Source organism: Fructilactobacillus sp. X8R4C1, from assembly GCF_059900905.1.
Map to the genome: position 1 here is coordinate 170,573 of NZ_JBWXVJ010000001.1, position 20,342 is coordinate 190,914.

The window sequence follows — 20,342 nt, forward strand, 5'->3', positions numbered from 1 at the left end:
GTAAAACAAATACTAAAATCTTTTGGAAATAAATACATCAATGAAGCTGGGGGGGGGTACAAAGAAATCTAAGGTAATAGAAGATTTAGATAATTTCAATGGACCACTTATGAAAAAAATATTGAATAATGAAACAATCAAAAAGCATTATGTTAAAAGTATTAATGGAACTGATGTTTTTGATTTAAATAAATTTATTAAAATGTTTCAGTATAAGAATTTTTGGGAAAATAGTTTTACAAAGTATTCAAATAAAATTGGTTTAACTAATAATGATAGAAAATTTATTGATGATTCCGATGATGTTGTCTTAACATTTCCATTTAAAGATTCAGTGTTAAAGGCTAATATGTCTGATGGAGACAACAATGATAATAATGAACAATTCTTAAATGAAGTTATTGCCAAACCAGAAATAGATGAACTTTTTGAGCCTAAAATATTTAGTAAGGCTACTAAGTATGATGATAATGGAAGTAATTTAATAGATGTTTTTAATAATGATAACCTTATTATTAAAGGTAATAATCTAGTAGTTCTACACAGTATTTTAAAAAGATATAGTGGAAAGATTAATTTGATTTATATTGATCCACCATTTAATACGCATAATGATACTTTTAAATATAATGACAAATTTAGTCGTTCCGCATGGCTAACGTTTATGAAAAATAGGTTAGAGGTAGCTAAAGAATTATTATCTGAAGATGGTAATATTTTTGTTCACATAGATATTAATGAATCACATTATTTAAAAGTTTTAATGGATTCTATATTTGGTGAGAACAATTTTGTTGAAGAAATAATTTGGTCATATGGATCCGCATCTGGTGGAAGAGCTGCAGGTGCAAAACCTGTGAACGTACATGATTATATTCTTCATTATTCTAAAAACTATTCTGATAGAAAACAACATAAATTATATACACCTTACTCAAACAATTATTTGAAGTGGTTTAAATATGAGGATGAAGATGGAAGAAGATATAGACGTAGACAGCGTGGAAAAGATAATAATGGTAATGCAATTTGGACAAAACAATACTTAGATAAATCTAATGGCGTTCCTTTAACAACAGTTTGGGATGATATTAAACAAATATATGCTAACCCTCAAGCATACAAAGAAAAAAATAAAGCATTTTCTGAGATTGAGAAGGGTTTTGGTAATTCTGGACAAAAGCCGGAAAAATTAATTAAAAGAATTCTTCAAATGTCTACAGATCCTGGAGACATTGTTTTAGATTTTTTTCATGGATCAGGTACTACTGCTTCAACTGCATTAAAGATGAATAGAAAATTTATTGGTGTTGAACAAATTAATAATCAAGTAAATATAGAGTTAAGTAGACTTATTAGTGATATTCAGGGAAAACAATCTGGCATTTCAAAAGATAAAGATGTTAATTGGAATGGGGGAGGATCATTTGTTTATCTTGAGTTAATGGAGAAAAATCAAAGGTTTATACAAAAAATTCAAAATGCATATGATAATGAGAATTTAGACAAAGTTTTTGAAGAAATGAAAAAGACATCTGACATTGATTTTAGAGTAGACTTAAATAATTATGAAAAAAAGTATAAAAATAATTTGAATATTGATGAAAAGAAAAAAGTCTTGCTAGAAATGTTAGACAAAAATCAGCTTTATTATAATTTTAGTGATATAAATGACGAGAATGTTCGGGAAGTTATGTCACACAGTGATTATGAATTTAATGAAAGTTTCTATAAGGGTGGTGAAGATTAATGTCAAAAGGAAAAGAAAAAGTTCTACCATTAATGGATAAAGTTAGAAGTGAAGTTAGAGAAAATCTTTTTCACCAACGTGTTAATTTGCCGGACTATATAAAAACTGGGTTAAAACATACACTAAGGCCTTATCAAATTGAAGCCTGGGAATTTTTAGATGATACTCAAAGAAAAGATAATGCTAATCAATCATACAATCATTTATTGTTTAATATGGCCACAGGAAGTGGTAAGACTGATCTAATGGCAGCTATAATTTTATATATGTATGCTGAGTTTGGATATCAAAATTTTTTATTTGTTGTTAATACAAATTCTGTTATTTCAAAAACAATTGAAAATTTAATTAATAAATCTTCTTCTAAATATCTTTTTAAAGATGACTTTACGATTAATGGAATAAAAATTGATATAAAACAAGTAACGCGTTTCCCACATAATCCTAATCCTGGAACAATATATATTTGTTTATCTACTGTTCAAACACTAGCTAATGAGTTAAATGATCCCAGTGAAAACAGTATTACTAAAGAAGAATTAAGTAATAATAAAATAGTCATACTAGCTGATGAAGCACATCATTTTAGTGCTAATACTAAAGGAAAACAGGCACTTGAAGATCGTTCTTGGGAAAATACGTTAAGTAACGTCCTTGAGGCTAACAAAGAAAATCGACAATTTGAGTTTACTGCAACGATTGATCTTCAAAATGAATCTATTTACGATAAATATAAAGATAAAATTATTTATCAATATAAACTAAGTGATTTTATCCATCAAGGATACTCAAAGAATGTATATAGACTACAAGCGAATAATGATGATAAAAGCAAAATGCTTAATGTAGTCCTATTAAGTCAATTTAGAAAAAGAATTGCTATAAAAAATCATATTTCCGATTTTAAACCGGTAATTTTATTTAAATCTAATAAAATTTCTATATCAAAAGAAGCTAACAAAGAATTTGATGAAATGATTGAGCACTTAAATGTTGAAGATTTAAGGGAATTTATTTCTTTACAATTAAAATCTAGCCAAAGTAGTGCTTTAAAGGATGCTTATAAATATTGGTTAAGACAGGATTTAGCTAAAGCAATTGTGGAAATAAAGAGAGACTTTTCTCCCACAAACACTATTAACGTTAATGAGGGAAAACAAGGTGTTAAGGATAGTAAACAATTAAAGGAAATTAATTCACTTGAAAGTCCTGATAATCCGATTAGGGTTATTTTCGCTGTTGCAAAATTAAGTGAAGGATGGGATGTTCTTAATTTGTATGATATTGTTCGTATAGGAGAACAGCCTACAACAATTAAACAAACTAATAGTGAAGCACAGCTAATTGGACGAGGTGCAAGATATAATCCATTTGAATATGATAATAATAAAAGCTATCAACGAAGATTTGATAATGATTCTTATGATCTTCAGCTGTTGGAGAATCTTTATTATCATACAATTAATGATCCAAAGTATTTATCTAATTTGAAAAAATCATTAGATAATATGGATTTGCCTACTCATGATGATTCGGAAGTAAATACTTATACTGCGAATGTTAAAAACGAATTTAAAAAAACATCAGCATATCAACAAGGAAATCTGTTTGTTAACAAAGTAAGGGAAGTTCCAGATTCTGAATTAAATAGTTTAAGTAGTTTTGGGATTGGTATGAAAGAAATTCACCACGTTGACCTCAGGAATAGTACTTCAGAGTCCGTTTACAATGAGTTAGATGATAATTCAGATAAAAAGGAAGAAAGAATTGTCCTTAGACCGAGTGATGATCACAGAATAGTCAAGAAAGCTATGGCTAGAAATATTTTCTATCGATTTTCAACTTTAAAGACATACATTCCCTCTTTACGATCTTTAAATGAATTTATTACTTCAAGTTCTTATTTAGGTGAAATTAGATTAAATGCCTATGTTTCACCTGGTGTTCAAGAACATCTTTCCAAACAACAAAAGTTGATGGCAATTGAAAAATTTCTAGGTTATGTTCAAAGAAAGATTACTGAGAATTTTCATAAACAGATTGGGACTAAGGTGTTTAAACCAATTCCGGTAAAAGAAGTGGTAAGGGACTATACTAAAGTTGTTTCTAAGAATTTTAATGATAACGAAACACTTAGAGAAAAAATTCAACCATATTCTGATGAGGTAAAACATAAGTCTTGGTTTGTTTTTGATAATGCTATAGTTGATGGCTTAGAAATGGATCTAATTAATTTTATCGGTACGTTGATAGAAAGATTGCAAAAGTACTATTCACATATTTATTTGTTTAGAATAGATGAGCGTGCTACTGACTTTAAGTTGCATCAATTTAAAGGTGAACCAATGCATTATTCAGGATTTATGCCAGATTTTGTCTTGTACATGGATAATTCTGATTATTGTTATCAAGTTTATATTGAGCCTAAGGGTGAACAATTACTTGATAGAGACGAATGGAAACAGAAACTTTTAGAAAGTATCGATCCAAATAATATAACTTTTATGAAAGAAAATGATAATGTCAGATTATACGGGGTCAAGTTCTTTACAAAGGGTGATAGTAGAGAAATCGAAAAAGAATTAAATGAAGATGGCATTTTATAAGTATTAAAAAACAAGGATTATTCTTACTAAAGAATAATCCTTGTTCTGTTTTAGAAGAATTTTATTTATTCGCAAAGCCAATGATAGCTTTTTGATGATGATCCGTCAGATGCTAGTTTAGTTCCATTTACTTCTACTAATTTTTTCCATCTTTTATCCATATAAATGAATTTAGGCCGTCTTCAATATTTGTTTTTGTTTGAAATGGTATAGTAAAGGGAATTTTAGTAGCTCCACTATTAATAAAATCTTCGGCTTCTTTTTTTGAGGCTGTTTTATATCTTGGATCTTGTCTATTATTATTTTTTTTAAATTTGTCCAAATTAGTTCTTCTGCTATTAAAGTTTGTAATTTAGTTTTATATTTAATATTATTTTATAAGATACATGGCATATAAACAATAATAAATTTATTTTAGAGTGGTTTTCTGAATAACTTTTAACTATTATTCTTTTACAGTAACAATATTGTAGAAACTGGAGTTACTTTTCCAGATATACACATTATTTAACTATCTCTCTTCCCATTGCTTTACCTAACTCTTCCCTTTGTCTAAGGGCTTTCTTTTGTTTTTCATCTAGTCCATCTAGATACCATGTTCCTTCAAATGGATTTCGATGTTTAGGCGTTAACTTTGATCCATCTTTTTCTTTTTTAATGTCAAAATCAGTACCTTCTGGGTAGTTAAATCTTTTTGGAATCGTAATTACACTTTTATTTCCAACTTTTCTAAGTTTCATTAGTAATTCCTCCTTTAAGAGTTTGTATAATGACGATCTTACTTGGTACCTAAACCCTCAATGAGCTATGCTTAAACTGTAATGATTATTCATTGATATTGATTACTTAACTTTAATCAGGAGGGGATCCATGGAAAAGCATAAATATTTCATCGTTACTGGAGTATTGATACTGTTAGTGATGGTCTTAACTGGCGCGGGTTTTGCCTCATTGCATCATGCTCATGAGAAGCCGGCCAGTAAAGGCATGAGTATGGCCAGTTTTCCTGCGAAGTTCCGTGGGACTTGGTACTCATATTCGACTAAAACCAAGCAATACAGCGTTATCCGCAACACGAAAAGGACGAGTTCAGCGACTATTTATGATGTCGATTCCAAACCAGATACATATCGTGTCACGATCCATCAAACCAAGTATAAGCCCCACTTTAAGGAAATTGGCAATCGCACTAAACTAAGTAACAGTTACATCAAAAAGACCGAAAATTGGTCGTTGTTACGTAATATGAGTTACATCCCTTGGCAATCAGGTCCAAAGGGAAGGGCGGCCACCGTTAATCTTTACGGTTGGACGCAATCAACAGGGGATGGGATTTACCTGCAGGAACGACGCCAAAAAGTCGACGACTACCACGTTGACATGCTGACGTATGTGAATAACGGAGTGAACCCGATCGTTAACATGAACGAGGGTGGTCACTTTTATCGTAGTAGGCAACTGGCGCAGAAGTTAGCTGGTCGCAAGTATCATCACGAGTTTCGGTACGTTAAAGACTACTAAATTATTTTAATAGATTACTTAAGTCTTCCCATCCGCATCCACCTGAAGTCGGACCGTGATAGTTAGAATTTCCACCATCTTGACAGCCAAACAAGTTATTCACTTGTCTGGATATCATTTCCTCCAGACTTCTGATTTTGTATGAATACTCTTCCTGTTTCTTGATGAAGGGAAAAGAGCCGTCCAGATAGATTGGGGTAACAATGTCGTTGAAGTACAGTTCCAGGCGGTCGTCACCCTTGCGAATCACATGATTGAGGTTGTGGTAGGCGACCCACGACGTGTTGCGCTTGCAGTGGTCAATGGACTTTAAGCGCAGGAGTTGAACGTCATTTCTGATGTATGGGATATTCTTTTTAATCTGACAGTGACTCGCCAGCGTTTTGATTTTCGCAAGAGACAGGTGGTTCTTTTGCCACAACTCCTTCATTAAGACGTTGGTGGTTTGTTTTACGAGGGTAAAGCCTGAGACACGGTCGACGACGAGGGAATTAAATTGATTGCGGGCGTCCTTTAAATTGATGAGCAACAGGACCGAATCCCAGTTAATGGTGTAGGTGGTCAGTTTCCGGTTCACCTGTGACGGTAAAATCGAGTTGATGTCGACCGCGAATTCGTTGCGCATCTTTCGCTTAAGTGGTTCACATAGATTCAGTGGTAATTCATTTAATTCCATGATATCTCTCCTTTTTTGTTTGTTCATTATTTAGATACGCACTTTAGGGAGCAATTTTTCATGAATTTCGATTATTTAAAATAAAACACAATTAGCACGATTAAAAAATAAACCCTAGTGATCATCACTAGGGCTTATTAGTGTTTCAATGTGTGAAAGATTATTTGAGGTATTTACGGCGCTTGTCAGCTAATCCAAAGATGCCCATCAGAGCCGTGAGAAGTCCGACGATTGACAACCAAGTAGTATTTGATTGGCCGGTTTGAGGAAGGGTCACGTTTGAAATTCCCTGCTTCTTACTCGTCAGCTTATCAACCTTGACAGATTGACGATAAGCAAGCGGTGAGGTGGTCAAATGATTACCGACTTGTTTACTGATTCGGTACTTAACTTCGGTTAACGGGATTACACCGGACGTATTGGTCTGGGCGCTTTCAGTACGAACCGTTTCCGTGTGGTTGATGTAAGTTGTCCGTGGTTTTGTGGTCCGTTGAGCCCGGTCAATGGCGTGGTTGATGATTTGAGCGTGCGCCTTTTTGGTCGTGTTTTGATCACTAGCTTGGTTAGCAGCCTGCTCGTCATGAGCCAGTGCGGCTTGGTCCTTTGCTAGGTCACTCTTAGCCTTGTCCAAAGCTGTTTGATCGGAGGCCGCTTGTTTTTCGAGGTCGGCTAACTTCGCCTTATCGTTGGCAAGTTTGGCCTTGGCGTTCGCTAAATTATTGGCTTCATTTTGGTAATTAATCAGTTGTTTTTGTAAGGCGGCCAGTTTAGCTTGGTCATCTTGCAATTGCTTTTCTGCTTTTTCAAGATCCTTTTGTTTGTTGATGAGGTCTTGGGTGGCCTTGTCTAAATCACTTTGCGCCTGTTCGTTTGCGGCCGTTTCCTTCTTCAACTTGTCCTGATCGTTATGGAGTTGGTTGGTGGCGTTTGCGACCCGCTGTTTGGCTTGGGCTAACTTGTTCTGCAAGCCAGGAAGGGCAGCGTTGTTGTGGTCGATGGTCTGTTGCTGCTGAGCAATCTGCTTGTTCAAGTCGTTGATTTCGGCCTTGGCCTTGTGAATGTTGGCGGACCATTTATCTGGATCATACTGGGTAACTTGTTTTTCATCGTTACCTAACTGATTGGTCAGACGTCCCAGCTTGTTTTGTGAGTTTTCTAGCGTTTGTTGGGCACGTTTGATTGCTCCTTTACAATCTGAGATTAATTCGAGCGTGTCATCAATTTGGCGTTCCAGTGTTTCGGGAGTCACGATACCTGTATCAGTTACACTAAACTTAGTCGAATCCTGAATTTGACTTGGGCTAATCAAGACCAAGTGAACTTGACCATAGTTATCAACGCCGATGCCAAGGTACTTGTCATTATTGACGTTTCCGGTCTGCGGGTCGAGACCTAAAAGACTCATCTCGTGGGCATCCGATTCCTGACTGTCATTAAACAGCAAGTTCATAATTATACTGTAAAGTTTGGAGTAGATGGTATCCATAGTGGTGTAGTTGTCAAAGGTCATGTTACCAGGGGTAACGATTTCATAACCGTCCGCTCCGGGGTAAACTTTCAGCCCATACTTGGCTGCCAAGTTGTTGATGGCGTTGACGTCATAACCATTTTTGTTACTAATGTTCCAATCATCTTGGTTATAAGCGTTCATCAAGTTGTCAATAAAGTAATCCATACTATAACCACCGATTGCAATGTCCGTGGTACCAAACTGTTTGTGGATTTGATTAATGAGCCATTGGACGTATTCTGCCATTTCGAGTTTTTGATTATTGGTGAATTGCGGGGTTTCCTGGCCATTACTGTTAGTCCCAACCTGGACATAATCCTGTTTCGCAATGTCACTCGGTTGGTAGTGGTTGGCGGCCATTGCCGCATTATCAAACTGGTTGAACCAGTCGGATGCGTTTTCGTTTGGATGTTGTTGCTTCCATTGCTGAAAGCCCTGTAAGGTCATGCCAGCGGGAATGTGAATGCTTTGCTCAAAGGCACTCTCAGACTGTTTCTCGTCGTTTAAGGTACTCTGAGCGTCACTAAGGGTTGAGTTCCATGAACTAATGTCATCTTGCGCGTTACTAATGTCCTGGTTCGTTTTATTGATGGCATCTTGGTCGTGTTTAACGTTGTTTTCGGCCTCGTCATGCTTTTTCTTAGTGGCGGCTTGCCACTTGTCTAGGTTGTCAAGCGTGGTCTGAGTATCCGCTTTTTGTTGCTTCGCTTGGTCTTGTTTTTGTTGGGCATCCTTGGTGCTTTGTTCGTTGTTGTCAACGGCACTTTGCGCTTGATTTTGAGCGTCAGTATCGTGGTTTAACTGGTTCTGGTCGTTGTTAACGGCGCTCTGGGCTTGGTTTTGGGCCTGCTGAGTATTATCAGCGTTCTTCTCATCTTTTTCCACGGTCGCCTGGTCGTCATTTTCGGCTTTTTGATCGTTATCAACTTGACTTTGGTCCTTTTTAATGTCGTTATCGGTCTGATTAATTTGGTCCTGAGTCTTTTTGATGTTTTCGGGAGTGGCATCGGCCGCTTCTTTTTGGGCCTGGTCAACGGCAGCTTGGTCCTTATTCACCACACCCTGTTGATTACTTATGGCTTGAGAGTCGGAGTCGACGTTCTTTTGGTCGGTGTTTACAGCCGTCTGGTCATTTGTGACCTGGTTTTGATCAGTTGAGACGGCATTAGACGTGCCATTTTGTTGTTGACTAGTGGGTTGCGTCTGGACGTTTGCACTAGCAGCATTGTTGAATACTCCCACTGCAAACACTCCCGACGCTACCAAAGCGCTTCTAGTAGTAATCCTTAGCCAACGTTTATGTAGCCTTACTGGATTCACGTGCGACTGATGACTATCATCTTTTGATACCTTACAATTATCATATTTAATAAATTTACTCATAACATAAGTCCTTTCTGCTTATAAATTATTTTGCATAATTGATAATACTATAAGGACTTTTATAATACAATTGTTTTAAGTAAAAAATGATAATTATGTGAGTTGGTCTTATTTCAATAAATAAAAACCAGCGCGTAAAGCGCTGGTTTAATCATATTCAGTTTGGAGTTAAACGAGCCACCAAATAATCAAAGCGATGATGAAGACGATTAAGGCTAATCCGAGCCAGTCTTTATACGTTGGCCGATGTGGTGTCATCGTGATGGTTATGTGCTTTCCAATTTTCCATTCTCTCGTTTTCATGTCATACCTCCCATATGTAATTGGTGATAGTGTGTTATACTAAAAATGTAGTAAGGAGCGAGCGCAAATCGCTCCCTAAATGAATTACCATTTAAAAACAATTTTGAAGCCTATGATTTCTAAGTTTATTTTGACAGTTAACTTAGTAATTCTGGGCTTTTTTATTTTCAAATGAGGCCATAGTCATCACCTCCTTACTACATTTACTACAATACACTAGTATGAAAGTATTTAAAATACTTTTTCAATCTCATTGTGTATAATATTAAATTAATTTATTTCTGATGATAAAAGTACTTTACTTTCTCAACAATTCTCGCTTCTTTCGTTCAAACTCTTCTCTAGTAATGATGTGATCATCCATCAACTTTTTGAACTCGCGGATTTCATCTGCCTCTGAAACGGGTCCGTGGTCTGTTTCCTTGGAAAAGAAGGTAGTGAGGGTACTTGTCAGCATCCCTACAAAACTAATCCCAACCAGCATCAAAACGACGGTAATTCCCTTCCCAATCTCGGTCTTAGGACTAATATCACCGTAACCAACGGTCGTGGTGGTCGCAATTGCCCACCAGATCGAGTTAGTGAGCGACGTGTTTTCGACGATGGAGTAGAGGCTGGCTGACAGCAAGATAATAATCGTACATATGAGTAATAGGTAAATAAAGCCGTTGGTTTTAAGAAACCGTTCGATTCGTTCTTTGAATTTGCCAAGGACACCCGCGACTCTGAAAAGTCGGAAGATGCGGGTTAATCGGGTTACCCGAGAGATTTTGAAGAAGGATAAGCCGTACCCAAACGGAATGATTGCGAGTAAATCAAACAGATGAGTTTTTATGTACCGCCATTTTGGTTTGGCAAGCAAGAGACCACCGAAGTAGTCGACGGTGAAAATCAGCCAGATGGCATCGTCAATAGCCACGTATGGTTCAGCGTCAAGATTAAGCTTATTTAAGAACTGAAGAACGGTCAGCACAATGGAGATAATTGCTAACAAGATAATCATTGCATCGTAGGTATTTCTGATAATTGGTTTAGTCACGTTCACATCACCCATCACATAGTATATATTTATTTTACCAGTCCTTAGGATCGTTTATAACAACTTCAAGAGCTCACTACCAAAAATGATAGTGAACTCTTTTTGTTTTTGTTCTCATATTTGAATTGCTAATAATGTTGTGATACATCAATTTTTATCATGGAATAAAAATTATAATCAGAGAAATTGCACACCAGACGGCGATTATAATCGAATAATGATTATTAAATTATTATGGAAATCACATAATTATTTTTCACAAATTACCTACAAGCAACACTAAAAGTTACAAATATTATATTATGTAACATATATTTTAAAACCATCTAAATTGTGATGATGTACTCAAATTATTGCCACTCTACGAATTGTTCCGTCTATTATTTTAATTTTTAATAAATTGTTCATAAAATACTTCGTGAATTTTGTTCAAACCACGTTATTCTTGTGAAGTATTAATTAATTACTTGATTGGCAATGGACCTTAACGGCCGTGATTGTAATTATTATTATTTCACAAAGCGTGTTTTTAAATGGAGTGGGAGGAGTTTTTATGTTAAGTAATCCAAAGAAACATTTCAAAATGTATAAAGCTGGAAAGCGGTGGATGGTCGCTGGGCTGGTGACCTTTGCTACCGTTTCTGGTTTAGCCGTTGGAGTAAGTGCTGATACCACCGCTCAACCAGCTGCAAATAATGTGAAAACCGATGCACAAGCGGCGGGTAGCGCAGTTCCTGTAAATGCTACTAAAGCTGACCCAATGACAACTAATAATCAAACTCAGGTTGATAAAGAACCGACTGCTAACGAGCAGCAGCCAAATGACCAATCAAGTCAACCTGCAGCAACTAATGCGCAAGCGGAATCACAAACGACTCAAAAGAACACCGTTACTCCATCAGCACAAAACCAAAACGGTAACGATCAACCAGCAGTTGCGCAATCAAATGACCAGCAAAATGATGGTCAATCAACTGCCAATCCTGCTAAACAGGACCAATCACAGACTAATAATCAAACGACTGATGCTTCAAATGCTCAGCCCGACAAATCACAAGTAACCGATCAAAAAGCTACCAATCAAAACGCTGATAACCAGGGTGTGAAGAAGCAAACTAATCCAGTCAAGACTGACCAACCACAGGTTGACCAAAATAAAACGGCTGTTGCTCCAACGAATCCAGAACCAAAACCAGTCGAAAAGATTGATGATCAAGCTAATTCAGTTGCTAACAACGTTCAAAATAACCAAGCTGTTCAATTTAATGCTCAATCCGTCAAAAACGTTCAATTAGCTGACCAGACGCAACAGGGAACCTGGGGTTCTGCTAAGTATGTTTATGATGCCCAAACTAGAACACTCTCATTTAATGACGGTGGAGACTTAGGCAACGAGTTTCAACTTGATGATTGGTTGCAAAAAAATTATAAACAAGTGCAACACGTTGTCTTTAATTCCAAGGTAATTGTTGATGACGCTAACGGTCTCTTCGCTTATTGGAGTGGTGTTCAAGATTATCAAAACTTGTACAACCTTGACACCTCGAACTGTACCAAAATGACCAATATGTTCTTAGACAACCATGCACTTAAGTTGGTCGATTTGACGGGAATGAATACCAGTAATGTAACCGACATGGATGCTATGTTTTATACCAACGCTGGTTTGGATGGAATGACCGGAACTAAGCTTGAATATGTAAACCTTGGTGGCATTGATACTTCAAAAGTAACTAGATTCTATAACATGTTTAAAGATGATCAATTTTTGAAGCGTATCGACGGTCTAAATAAACTAAATACTAGTAGTGCTCAAGTAATGCACAGCATGTTCCAATCTACTTATCGATTGGAAAGATTAGATGTAAGTAGTTTTAATACCAGTCATGTAACTGATATGGCTTACATGTTCTGCGGAACCGGTGTTTTAACTGACGACTTCAACATCAAAGGTCTTTCAAACTTAAATACTAGTAAAGCAACTGACATGAGTTACATGTTTAACGGTGATCAAAGCATCACGGACTTAAGTGGAATTACCAACTGGGATACCAGTAACGTGAAAAATATGGACTTTATGTTTCAGGATGATAATGCTCTAACCCAACTAGACCTTCACAATTGGGACACCAGTAACGTGACATCGATGAGTAACATGTTTGCCAACTGCTCTGGCCTTAAAAGTTTGGACCTTTCCAACTTTGATACCCAAACCACTAACACGACTGACATGCTTGCAAACGATCAAAGTTTAAGTGAGCTCAAGTTAGGTAATGAAACTGGTTTGTCTGATTCCTATTTGCCAGCGGTTCCTAGTCAATACGCTGGTTGGGTTCAAGTCGACGCCAATGGCCACGTGATTCCTGGTCAGAATGCCTTATCTTCAGACCAATTAACCAACGGTGAAGCTCATCCCGGAACATGGGTTTGGGGAAATCCAGTGAAAGACGAATCCTCAATTCATGCTCAGGGAATTACTATTTACGCTGGTGATGCTGTCCCAACCGACGCTGCGGCTTATAACGCTGGAGCTACCAACGAAGATGGCACAAAAGCATCCATTACCAAAATCGATATTTCCAAAGTTAATAACCAAGTACCGGGTCAGTATCCAGTAACCATCACGGCCTCCAATGGTCAAAGCATGACGGTTACGGTCACTGTTCTTGCTAATCAAGCCAACATTACGGCCCATGGCATCACAATTTACGCTGGCGATAACGTTCCAACTGATGCTACTGCTTATGGTGCAAGCGCCACCAATGAAGATGGCACAAAGGCAACGATTACCAAGATTGATACATCCAAGGTTAATAACCAAGTGCCCGGACAGTATCAAGTTGCCATCTCTGCCTCAAATGGCAAGACGTTCTATGTCCCAGTCACCGTTTTAGCCAACCAAGCTAACATTACTGCTCATGGCATCACCATTTACGCCGGCGATGACGTTCCAACCGATGCCGCATCGTATGGAGCTACTGCCACAAACGAAGACGGCACAAAGGCAACGATTACCAAAATTGACACATCTAAAGTTAATAACCAAGTACCCGGCCAGTATCAAGTATCCATTACCGCATCAAACGGTAAGACGTTCTTTGTGCCAGTAACGGTTTTAGCCAACCAAGCCAACATTACAGCTCACGGAATCACCATTTATGCTGGCGACAACGTACCAACTGACGCCGCAGCGTATGGAGCTACTGCCACAAACGAAGACGGCACAAAGGCAACGATTACCAAGATTGACACATCTAAAGTCAATAATCAGGTACCCGGACAGTATCAAGTTGCAATTTCTGCATCTAACGGCAAAACCTTCTTTGTTCCCGTAACGGTTTTAGTAAATCAAGCTAACATCACTGCCCACGGTATTTCCATCTATGCTGGCGATAACGTCCCAACTGATGCAGCTGCTTACGGTGCCAGCGCTACTAACGAAGACGGCACTAAAGCCACGATTACCAAAATTGATACATCAAAAGTTAACAATCAGGTACCCGGACAGTATCAAGTTGCCATTAGTGCTTCAAATGGTAAGACCTTCTTTGTTCCGGTCACTGTCTTAGCAAATCAGGCTAACATTACCGCTCATGGTATTTCCATTTACGCTGGCGACGATGTTCCAACTAACGCTGCTGCCTACGGTGCAAGCGCTACTAATGAAGACGGCACTAAAGCCACGATTACTAAAATCGACACATCTAAGGTTAATAACCAAGTACCTGGACAGTATCAGGTTGCTATTAGTGCTTCTAATGGCAAAACCTTCTTTGTTCCAGTAACAGTTTTAGCTAACCAAACCAACATTACCGCTCATGGAATTACCATCTATACTGGTGACAACGTTCCTACTGACGCCGCAGCGTATGGAGCTACTGCCACAAACGAAGACGGCACACCCGCAACAATTACTAAAGTGGATACTTCCAAGGTTAACAATCAGGCACCGGGTCAGTACCAGGTTGCCATTTCGGCCTCAAACGGAAAGACCTTCTATGTACCAGTAACAGTTTTATCTAAGAACGCTACCAACCCTGACCAACCCGGAAACAACGGTAGTGGTAATCAACCATCTAATCCAGAAAATCATGACAACAATGATGGAAATGGTGAAAATCCAAGCACGCCAAATAACGAAGGTGGAAATGATAACGGTGGATCGTCGGTAACCCCAGACAATCATGGTGACCACGTTTCAAAGCCTTCTGATCAAATTCCATCAGTTCCTGGTAACGAAGGTCAGAGTTCAACTGCTGCTAATCAGTCAACAAATCAGACTAGTGAGATCGCCAATGGAGGTAAGCAAACAACCACTTCTACTTCACTAAATAATCAAAATCAACCTTCAAACACTAATGCTGGTCATCAAATGACTATGAAGCCCCAAGGTAAGCGAGCTCCTCAAGCAACTAATCAATCCAACCAAAAGAGCGTTAAGAAAAATAAGCACGTTTTGCCACAAACCGGACAAAAGACTTCTACTTTCTTAGAACTCATTGGACTAGGCTTCATTAGTTCTGCTTTAGCTTTGGCTCTTCGTGATTTAAAACACCGCGTTAAATAAAAATAGATAAATTTTAAGCCACTATTAAATGATAGTGGCTTTTTTAGAATCTAAAAAGGACTCCCAAAGTTTTTAACTTTGAGGGTCCTTATTAACCAATTAATTATTTACTTTTGAAAACGTTTGGTTTCATATGCTGAATGACTCTATTATTCATTAACACGTACAGGATTACGATTTGAATCGGAGTTGCGATGATGTTTTTGACAATCCGGATTGGCAGGTAATAGAAAAACGACGTGTTGGACATGATTGAGATCCAGAGGGTGTTGAAAAAGACGTTAATCACTAACGTGACAATTACCATCGTGATCGTCAAGCGCACCCAACCAATTTTTTGGTGGTGATAAAAAGCAAAACTATATATCAGGGCGGCTAACACGGCGGTAAAAGTGTAACCAATGAAAAAGCCGTACCCATTAATAAAGGATTGCAGGATATCGAGGATTACTGCCGAGATGGAGGCCCAGAACGGACCAAACCACCATGCGATAAATACGGCGGCAATAAAGCCAAATCCAATCTCCAGATAACTAGTCTGAAACTGAATCTTACCTAGCACAATCTTGATGGCCATCAAAACCGCTAGATAGGTTAATCCCTTGGTGCTTAGGGGGAGCATCCCCCAATGTTCTAATTCTTTCTTCATACTGACATCTCCTTAGTGGAGCTGCCACCAAAATTGGCATAAATTAAAGTGGCGAATGCGGACCAAGCACCGCAAACTGTTAGTTTTTCGTTCAGCGTTCACATTCCGTTCCGCCGACACTTAACGCGCAAGGTCCTACTCCTAAATTTTTAGAACATTCTAAGTATACTCCTTTTAAGATAATTGTTTTGTTAAATATGGTCAGTCTGGGAATCGAACCCAGATTATCGAAGCCATCGCTGACCTACCATGACTAAGGTAAGAGAAAAAATAAGAAAATTGGTTTGATTAATAAGTAAGTATTAATCAAAGGTCCCTTTCCGATTAGTTCTCTTTGGAATTAACTACCTATGTATGATTTCTATTTATAAAAGCCCCGCCAGAGGAATGTACAAATCATATATATTAAAGATCGTAATTAAACTTTTAAAATTTAAACATAATAAGTAGTTAAGTGCAGAGGGAAGAATCGAACTCCCGTTGTTAAAAGTTACCAGACTCCGCAATAATTTATTCATCTAAGATACTAACAGGAACCAATTATTAATTGAGATCATATGTAAAAATAATACATTATTTTAAAAGAAAATTAAACGTACTTTTAGTTCATAATGAGGTACTATGAACCGTAAGAAAAAGACTAGTGCCCGTCTGTAGGCGCTAGTCTCTGGAAATTAAATTGTGATTACAAAATTAAATTATTGAAAACTGATGATTTTAAAATCGTCGTCATCGGCAAAAATCTCAAAGTTAAAGACCTGATCTAAGTCGTAGTGTTCGACGTGATAGGCAACGTTGTCGTCAATGGCGTTTTCAAGTTTGGAAAGATTAAGCGCGGAGATAAAACTGAGCGCATACTCTACTAACATGATTGGGTTGTCGATTAGGTCGTGGAACTGGCTCTCGTCGTCTGAGACCGTGGTGATGTTTCCTGAAAACTCGTCACCGATGGTGTTGACTCCGTTGTAGCACTTCTGTTTGAAGAATTGATTGCGGATAAATCCTAGTCGGTTGGCCTCATCACGGTCTTTGACTTGGTCGGTTTGGACCTGGAAGTTATCATCAGTTTTGTTTAGTTGACTGTGATTTGGCACAAAGTCCCAAATTGAGCGTTTGTCTTTAAAGTTTGGTGTGACGTTGTATGGATTTAAGCGGATGATTTCACGATCGTTAAGTTTGCATACTGGTAGCGATGAGTACAGGCTTTCTTTTTGTTGTTTCTTGATATAGGCATCCTGATACATCAAGACGAGATCGATCACGTACTGGGCGTCTCTTAGCTCGTTTAGTTTCATGGTATTCCTCCTTTCTGTGCCCCTCAATATAGCAGGATTAGAGCGTGAAAGTCTAACATATTGTTTATAAATTAACATGACGTAAAGGATAAATAAGTTAAGCAATAATGTTTATAAATTGGCATGACACCAGTATTATTATGGAACATACTTTATCACAAACAAACGGTTATTGACAAAATAAACTCTATTCGTTAATTATTTCACTAATTGATATTATTTCTTATCTGATTAAATTCCTTTAAGATGAAGCCTATTTTCTAATAACATTTTATTCATAAGGTCATTTTCATCATCGGGATTTTTTTCTTTTCCGTATTTGCAAAGAAGATCAATCGAAATTTTTAGTTGATTACTCAAAGTTTCAGTTTCATTTTTATGTGTGCTTCCATCTTTATTTTTTTGCGTTTTTGTATATGCAAAGATTAAATTGACATTAGAATTATAAATATTTGTTGATTCAAAAATTGATTTAAAGTATGAGTAATCAGCATCTCCTAAAGAATGCCCGAATATAATTATATTTTTAGTTTGTTTATCAATTAAATTTTCATAATGATTTGTGCTTTCTGAAAACACTCTATACGTTTTTGTAAACCAATATAGGGGTGAAGAAGCTTTGATTTTCTGGCTTCCAAATCCAATTATAATGTTTTGATTTTTGAAATCATTGTCGTCCTTAATTGTCCCATGAATGTATCTTATGTTTTCTATTTTTTTATTTTCCGGTATTGGAGTGTAATTAAAGGTTAAAATGTTGAAGTTTTCGCTATTTGTTAATTTTTCTAATTGATTACTATAAATTTTATCGTAATTATTTTTATTTTTTACTGTTGTTTTTAGATATTCTCCAAAGTTTGTTTCAAACTTTTTTAATTGAGTAAAAAGAACTTTGTAAAGTTTTGCGGGAAATAAGATTGTTGTTTGTTCATTTAATTCTCTTATAATTTGTTGTAATGTAAATTCATTTGTATCTCCATCTGTATCTAAAAAATTATTCAGTATGAATGGAAGTATAATATTTTTTAGATCTTTGATATCGTATTTATATTTTATGTCATCAACACTATAAGTGTACTCTGGATCCATCTCTTCTGTCCTTGATTGGCAATATATGGTATTTCCATTTAAAGCATTTAATCCATTTTCCAAAATCTTTAAATCTGAAGGAATATTTTCTCTCTGATAAAAGAAATTTTTTAATTGTGTTTCGACATCTTTCCACGTTTTTAAATTATAAATAACTTTTTCATTTTTATTATTATTTATTTTATTATCAATATATTTTAAACTTAAAAAGTACATATCCCAAAAACTTAGTCTTCCCGGTATTGATATTGTATTTTTTAATTCTTCAAATGTACTTTTTCTATAATCTTTATCTCTTTCTTTTGTGATTATTTTTTCTGCCTTACCTAATAATTCATTGAATTCTTTCATTTCGTTCTTAAGGGTCATATGTTTAATATGGAGTTTATTATCATCTTCATTTCCTCCATTCAAATAATCTTCAAATCTTGTTGGCAATCCTAAATTAAGATCAAAGCCATTACCGATGATGAGTACTGTATCTTCATTATTTCTTTGTTTCCAAAAACTCAACTTTATCCACCCCATAGTTAAATAATTTTTATTTTGTTACTTATTTCTTTTTATTTTACATTACATATCTGTTAATTAAGCTAATATTATTATGAATTATTCAATATTTAGGGAGTTAAATGTATTTTTAAGAAAAATGTAATCCCATTTTCACTTTCAATGTTGCTCTATCGACGTTAGCCTCGCTAGCGTCTTTTTTGACGGCAAAGTTCCGCCATTTATCGGGATGGTGCTGGTTCTCATCCCATCTTATGCTAGTTCTTGATACAAAGGCCTTTGGATCAAACTACTATAGGGAGATTCAATTTTATGAATAACAAGCAAGCAGCGTTTCGTTTCTTAATGGAAGATGACCACGAGGTTGTGATTTTTGGTGTACTGAAACGCTTGGGAATTAGACCATTTCACGATCAATATCAGGACCTGATGTCAGAGGGACACCTGGCATTTGTGAGTGCGTATCAACGCTATCCGGGTGATCCCACCGATGATAAAAGTCGGTTAAATTTTATTTATCAGGGAGTTTACTGGCACCTTTTGGACCTGTTAAAGAAGGAAACTAGGCAGAGCTCCAGAATTGACGTTGAAAATAGTACCGACCTGGATGTCATCTCTGATTGTGATAAAGATGTCGAAACGCGCATCATGTTTGAAGAAGTCTTGAACCGATTGAACGAAAGGGAGCGCCAGCTGGTGATGCGGTTGTATCACGGCCAGTCGATGACGATGATTGCGAAAGAACTTCATGTATCCAGAAAAACTTTGTATCAATGGCGCAAACACATTATCAAAAAGGTCAATTGGGGTAACACATTTACAAATTGATTCGTTTCTAGTAGGTGTAAGGGGTTGGCCAACTGCCTTAACAAAATAAATTGAAGAGGATGGAAAAAATGAAAAGAAATTGGATGAAGACTAGCGCAACATACACACTTGCAGGAGAGGGTCATGCTGACGCTAAACACACCTTTAACAACCTGGTGCAAAACGTTTCAGAAGACCAGATCAAGCAGTTCGGTGTGATTTTAGCGGAATTATCCGGTGACTCATTTAAAAAGGCAACGTTGAGTTCCACTGATACTTTGGATGCTGAATAATTAGGAGGATGAACATGAGAAATTTAGAATTAGTTTTTAAATCAGATCAAAACAAGGTCAAGACCATTAAGTTGAGTTACGCTTCAAGTACTCTAGGTGAAGAAGTGGTCAAGAACGCCATGGACCGGATTGCCAAACTCGAGATGTTTCAAAAGGACGGCGTGAACTTGTACAACACACCGGTTTGTGCTCGTTACGTGGAAATTAAGAAATATCCGATCTACCAGGCACCGGTGGTCCCAGCTACCAAGTAAATTATGAGCTCAGAAAAGCGCTTCATTATATATGAAGTGCTTTTTTTGTGCGTTATAATCGGTTTAATGGATGAACAAGTTCGAAAGGAG

Annotated in this window: 16 protein-coding genes and 1 riboswitch; of the genes, 7 read left to right on the forward strand and 9 right to left on the reverse strand. The window is 36.7% G+C overall.

Going from position 1 to position 20,342, the window contains the following annotated elements; genetic code table 11:
* Positions 1-22: 22 nt before the first annotated feature.
* The gene (locus AC6UDA_RS00815; RefSeq protein ID WP_500710435.1) at positions 23-1,750 is read left to right on the forward strand and encodes a DNA methyltransferase; all 1,728 of its coding nucleotides are present in this window, start codon (positions 23-25) and stop codon (positions 1,748-1,750) included.
* Complete coding sequence (locus tag AC6UDA_RS00820; protein WP_500710437.1) at positions 1,750-4,356, forward strand: DEAD/DEAH box helicase family protein; 2,607 nt, start codon at positions 1,750-1,752, stop codon at positions 4,354-4,356. Before AC6UDA_RS00815 ends, AC6UDA_RS00820 begins: the two co-directional genes overlap by 1 nt.
* Positions 4,357-4,492: 136 nt before the next feature.
* Here AC6UDA_RS00820 and AC6UDA_RS00825 read toward each other — a convergent pair whose 3' ends face one another.
* On the reverse strand, positions 4,493-4,678 hold the full coding sequence (locus AC6UDA_RS00825) for a hypothetical protein (RefSeq protein WP_500710439.1): 186 nt from the start codon (positions 4,676-4,678) through the stop codon (positions 4,493-4,495).
* Positions 4,679-4,859: 181 nt separating this feature from the next.
* Positions 4,860-5,096 (reverse strand): AbrB/MazE/SpoVT family DNA-binding domain-containing protein, encoded by a 237-nt coding sequence (locus tag AC6UDA_RS00830; protein ID WP_500710443.1) that lies wholly within the window; start codon positions 5,094-5,096, stop codon positions 4,860-4,862.
* 130 nt (positions 5,097-5,226) lie between these two features.
* On the opposite strand from AC6UDA_RS00830, the gene AC6UDA_RS00835 reads away from it, so the two are divergent.
* Positions 5,227-5,877 (forward strand): hypothetical protein, encoded by a 651-nt coding sequence (locus AC6UDA_RS00835; protein ID WP_500710446.1) that lies wholly within the window; start codon positions 5,227-5,229, stop codon positions 5,875-5,877.
* Position 5,878: 1 nt separating this feature from the next.
* Here AC6UDA_RS00835 and AC6UDA_RS00840 read toward each other — a convergent pair whose 3' ends face one another.
* The 4 genes from AC6UDA_RS00840 to AC6UDA_RS00855 all read right to left on the reverse strand — a co-directional run bounded on the left by AC6UDA_RS00840 (position 5,879) and on the right by AC6UDA_RS00855 (position 10,788).
* Complete coding sequence (locus tag AC6UDA_RS00840) at positions 5,879-6,553, reverse strand: hypothetical protein (protein ID WP_500710448.1); 675 nt, start codon at positions 6,551-6,553, stop codon at positions 5,879-5,881.
* 160 nt (positions 6,554-6,713) lie between these two features.
* Positions 6,714-9,446, reverse strand: coding sequence for an LPXTG cell wall anchor domain-containing protein (locus AC6UDA_RS00845; RefSeq protein ID WP_500710451.1), 2,733 nt, complete (start codon positions 9,444-9,446; stop codon positions 6,714-6,716).
* A gap of 168 nt (positions 9,447-9,614) precedes the next feature.
* Positions 9,615-9,749 carry a hypothetical protein gene (locus AC6UDA_RS00850; RefSeq protein ID WP_500694145.1) on the reverse strand — a complete coding sequence of 45 codons (135 nt, stop codon included), beginning with the start codon at positions 9,747-9,749 and terminating at the stop codon, positions 9,615-9,617.
* 298 nt (positions 9,750-10,047) lie between these two features.
* Positions 10,048-10,788: an ion channel gene (locus AC6UDA_RS00855; RefSeq protein ID WP_500710454.1), complete on the reverse strand. Its 741-nt coding sequence runs from the start codon at positions 10,786-10,788 to the stop codon at positions 10,048-10,050.
* 553 nt (positions 10,789-11,341) lie between these two features.
* Here AC6UDA_RS00855 and AC6UDA_RS00860 point away from each other — a divergent pair.
* Complete coding sequence (locus AC6UDA_RS00860; RefSeq protein WP_500710456.1) at positions 11,342-15,355, forward strand: BspA family leucine-rich repeat surface protein; 4,014 nt, start codon at positions 11,342-11,344, stop codon at positions 15,353-15,355.
* Between the two features lie 103 nt (positions 15,356-15,458).
* Here AC6UDA_RS00860 and AC6UDA_RS00865 read toward each other — a convergent pair whose 3' ends face one another.
* The 3 genes from AC6UDA_RS00865 to AC6UDA_RS00875 form a co-directional block, all read right to left on the reverse strand.
* Positions 15,459-16,004 (reverse strand): folate family ECF transporter S component, encoded by a 546-nt coding sequence (locus tag AC6UDA_RS00865; RefSeq protein ID WP_500696001.1) that lies wholly within the window; start codon positions 16,002-16,004, stop codon positions 15,459-15,461.
* 47 nt (positions 16,005-16,051) lie between these two features.
* Positions 16,052-16,149, reverse strand: a riboswitch (THF riboswitch).
* A 553-nt stretch (positions 16,150-16,702) separates the two neighbouring features.
* Positions 16,703-17,299, reverse strand: a complete 597-nt coding sequence (locus AC6UDA_RS00870; RefSeq protein WP_500710458.1) for a hypothetical protein — start codon at positions 17,297-17,299, stop codon at positions 16,703-16,705.
* A gap of 231 nt (positions 17,300-17,530) precedes the next feature.
* Positions 17,531-18,901: an AbiH family protein gene (locus AC6UDA_RS00875; protein ID WP_500710460.1), complete on the reverse strand. Its 1,371-nt coding sequence runs from the start codon at positions 18,899-18,901 to the stop codon at positions 17,531-17,533.
* Between the two features lie 309 nt (positions 18,902-19,210).
* On the opposite strand from AC6UDA_RS00875, the gene AC6UDA_RS00880 reads away from it, so the two are divergent.
* From AC6UDA_RS00880 to AC6UDA_RS00890, 3 genes are all read left to right on the forward strand, one after another.
* Positions 19,211-19,726: a sigma-70 family RNA polymerase sigma factor gene (locus tag AC6UDA_RS00880; RefSeq protein WP_500710463.1), complete on the forward strand. Its 516-nt coding sequence runs from the start codon at positions 19,211-19,213 to the stop codon at positions 19,724-19,726.
* A gap of 68 nt (positions 19,727-19,794) precedes the next feature.
* Entirely contained in the window at positions 19,795-19,998 is a 204-nt protein-coding gene (locus AC6UDA_RS00885) for a DUF1659 domain-containing protein (RefSeq protein WP_500694590.1), read from the forward strand.
* 14 nt (positions 19,999-20,012) lie between these two features.
* Positions 20,013-20,252 (forward strand): DUF2922 domain-containing protein, encoded by a 240-nt coding sequence (locus tag AC6UDA_RS00890; protein WP_500696311.1) that lies wholly within the window; start codon positions 20,013-20,015, stop codon positions 20,250-20,252.
* Positions 20,253-20,342 lie beyond the last annotated feature (90 nt).

Excerpts from the sequence above, each read along its gene's own strand:
- AC6UDA_RS00850 (WP_500694145.1), bottom strand. The coding sequence starts at position 9,749 with ATGAAAACGAGAGAATGGAAAATTGGAAAGCACATAACCATCACGATG.
- AC6UDA_RS00870 (WP_500710458.1), bottom strand. The coding sequence starts at position 17,299 with ATGAAACTAAACGAGCTAAGAGACGCCCAGTACGTGATCGATCTCGTC.
- AC6UDA_RS00840 (WP_500710448.1), bottom strand. The coding sequence starts at position 6,553 with ATGGAATTAAATGAATTACCACTGAATCTATGTGAACCACTTAAGCGA.
- AC6UDA_RS00885 (WP_500694590.1), top strand. The coding sequence starts at position 19,795 with ATGAAAAGAAATTGGATGAAGACTAGCGCAACATACACACTTGCAGGA.
- AC6UDA_RS00835 (WP_500710446.1), top strand. The coding sequence starts at position 5,227 with ATGGAAAAGCATAAATATTTCATCGTTACTGGAGTATTGATACTGTTA.
- AC6UDA_RS00890 (WP_500696311.1), top strand. The coding sequence starts at position 20,013 with ATGAGAAATTTAGAATTAGTTTTTAAATCAGATCAAAACAAGGTCAAG.
- AC6UDA_RS00880 (WP_500710463.1), top strand. The coding sequence starts at position 19,211 with ATGAATAACAAGCAAGCAGCGTTTCGTTTCTTAATGGAAGATGACCAC.
- AC6UDA_RS00830 (WP_500710443.1), bottom strand. The coding sequence starts at position 5,096 with ATGAAACTTAGAAAAGTTGGAAATAAAAGTGTAATTACGATTCCAAAA.
- AC6UDA_RS00865 (WP_500696001.1), bottom strand. The coding sequence starts at position 16,004 with ATGAAGAAAGAATTAGAACATTGGGGGATGCTCCCCCTAAGCACCAAG.
- AC6UDA_RS00820 (WP_500710437.1), top strand. The coding sequence starts at position 1,750 with ATGTCAAAAGGAAAAGAAAAAGTTCTACCATTAATGGATAAAGTTAGA.
- AC6UDA_RS00845 (WP_500710451.1), bottom strand. The coding sequence starts at position 9,446 with ATGAGTAAATTTATTAAATATGATAATTGTAAGGTATCAAAAGATGAT.
- AC6UDA_RS00860 (WP_500710456.1), top strand. The coding sequence starts at position 11,342 with ATGTTAAGTAATCCAAAGAAACATTTCAAAATGTATAAAGCTGGAAAG.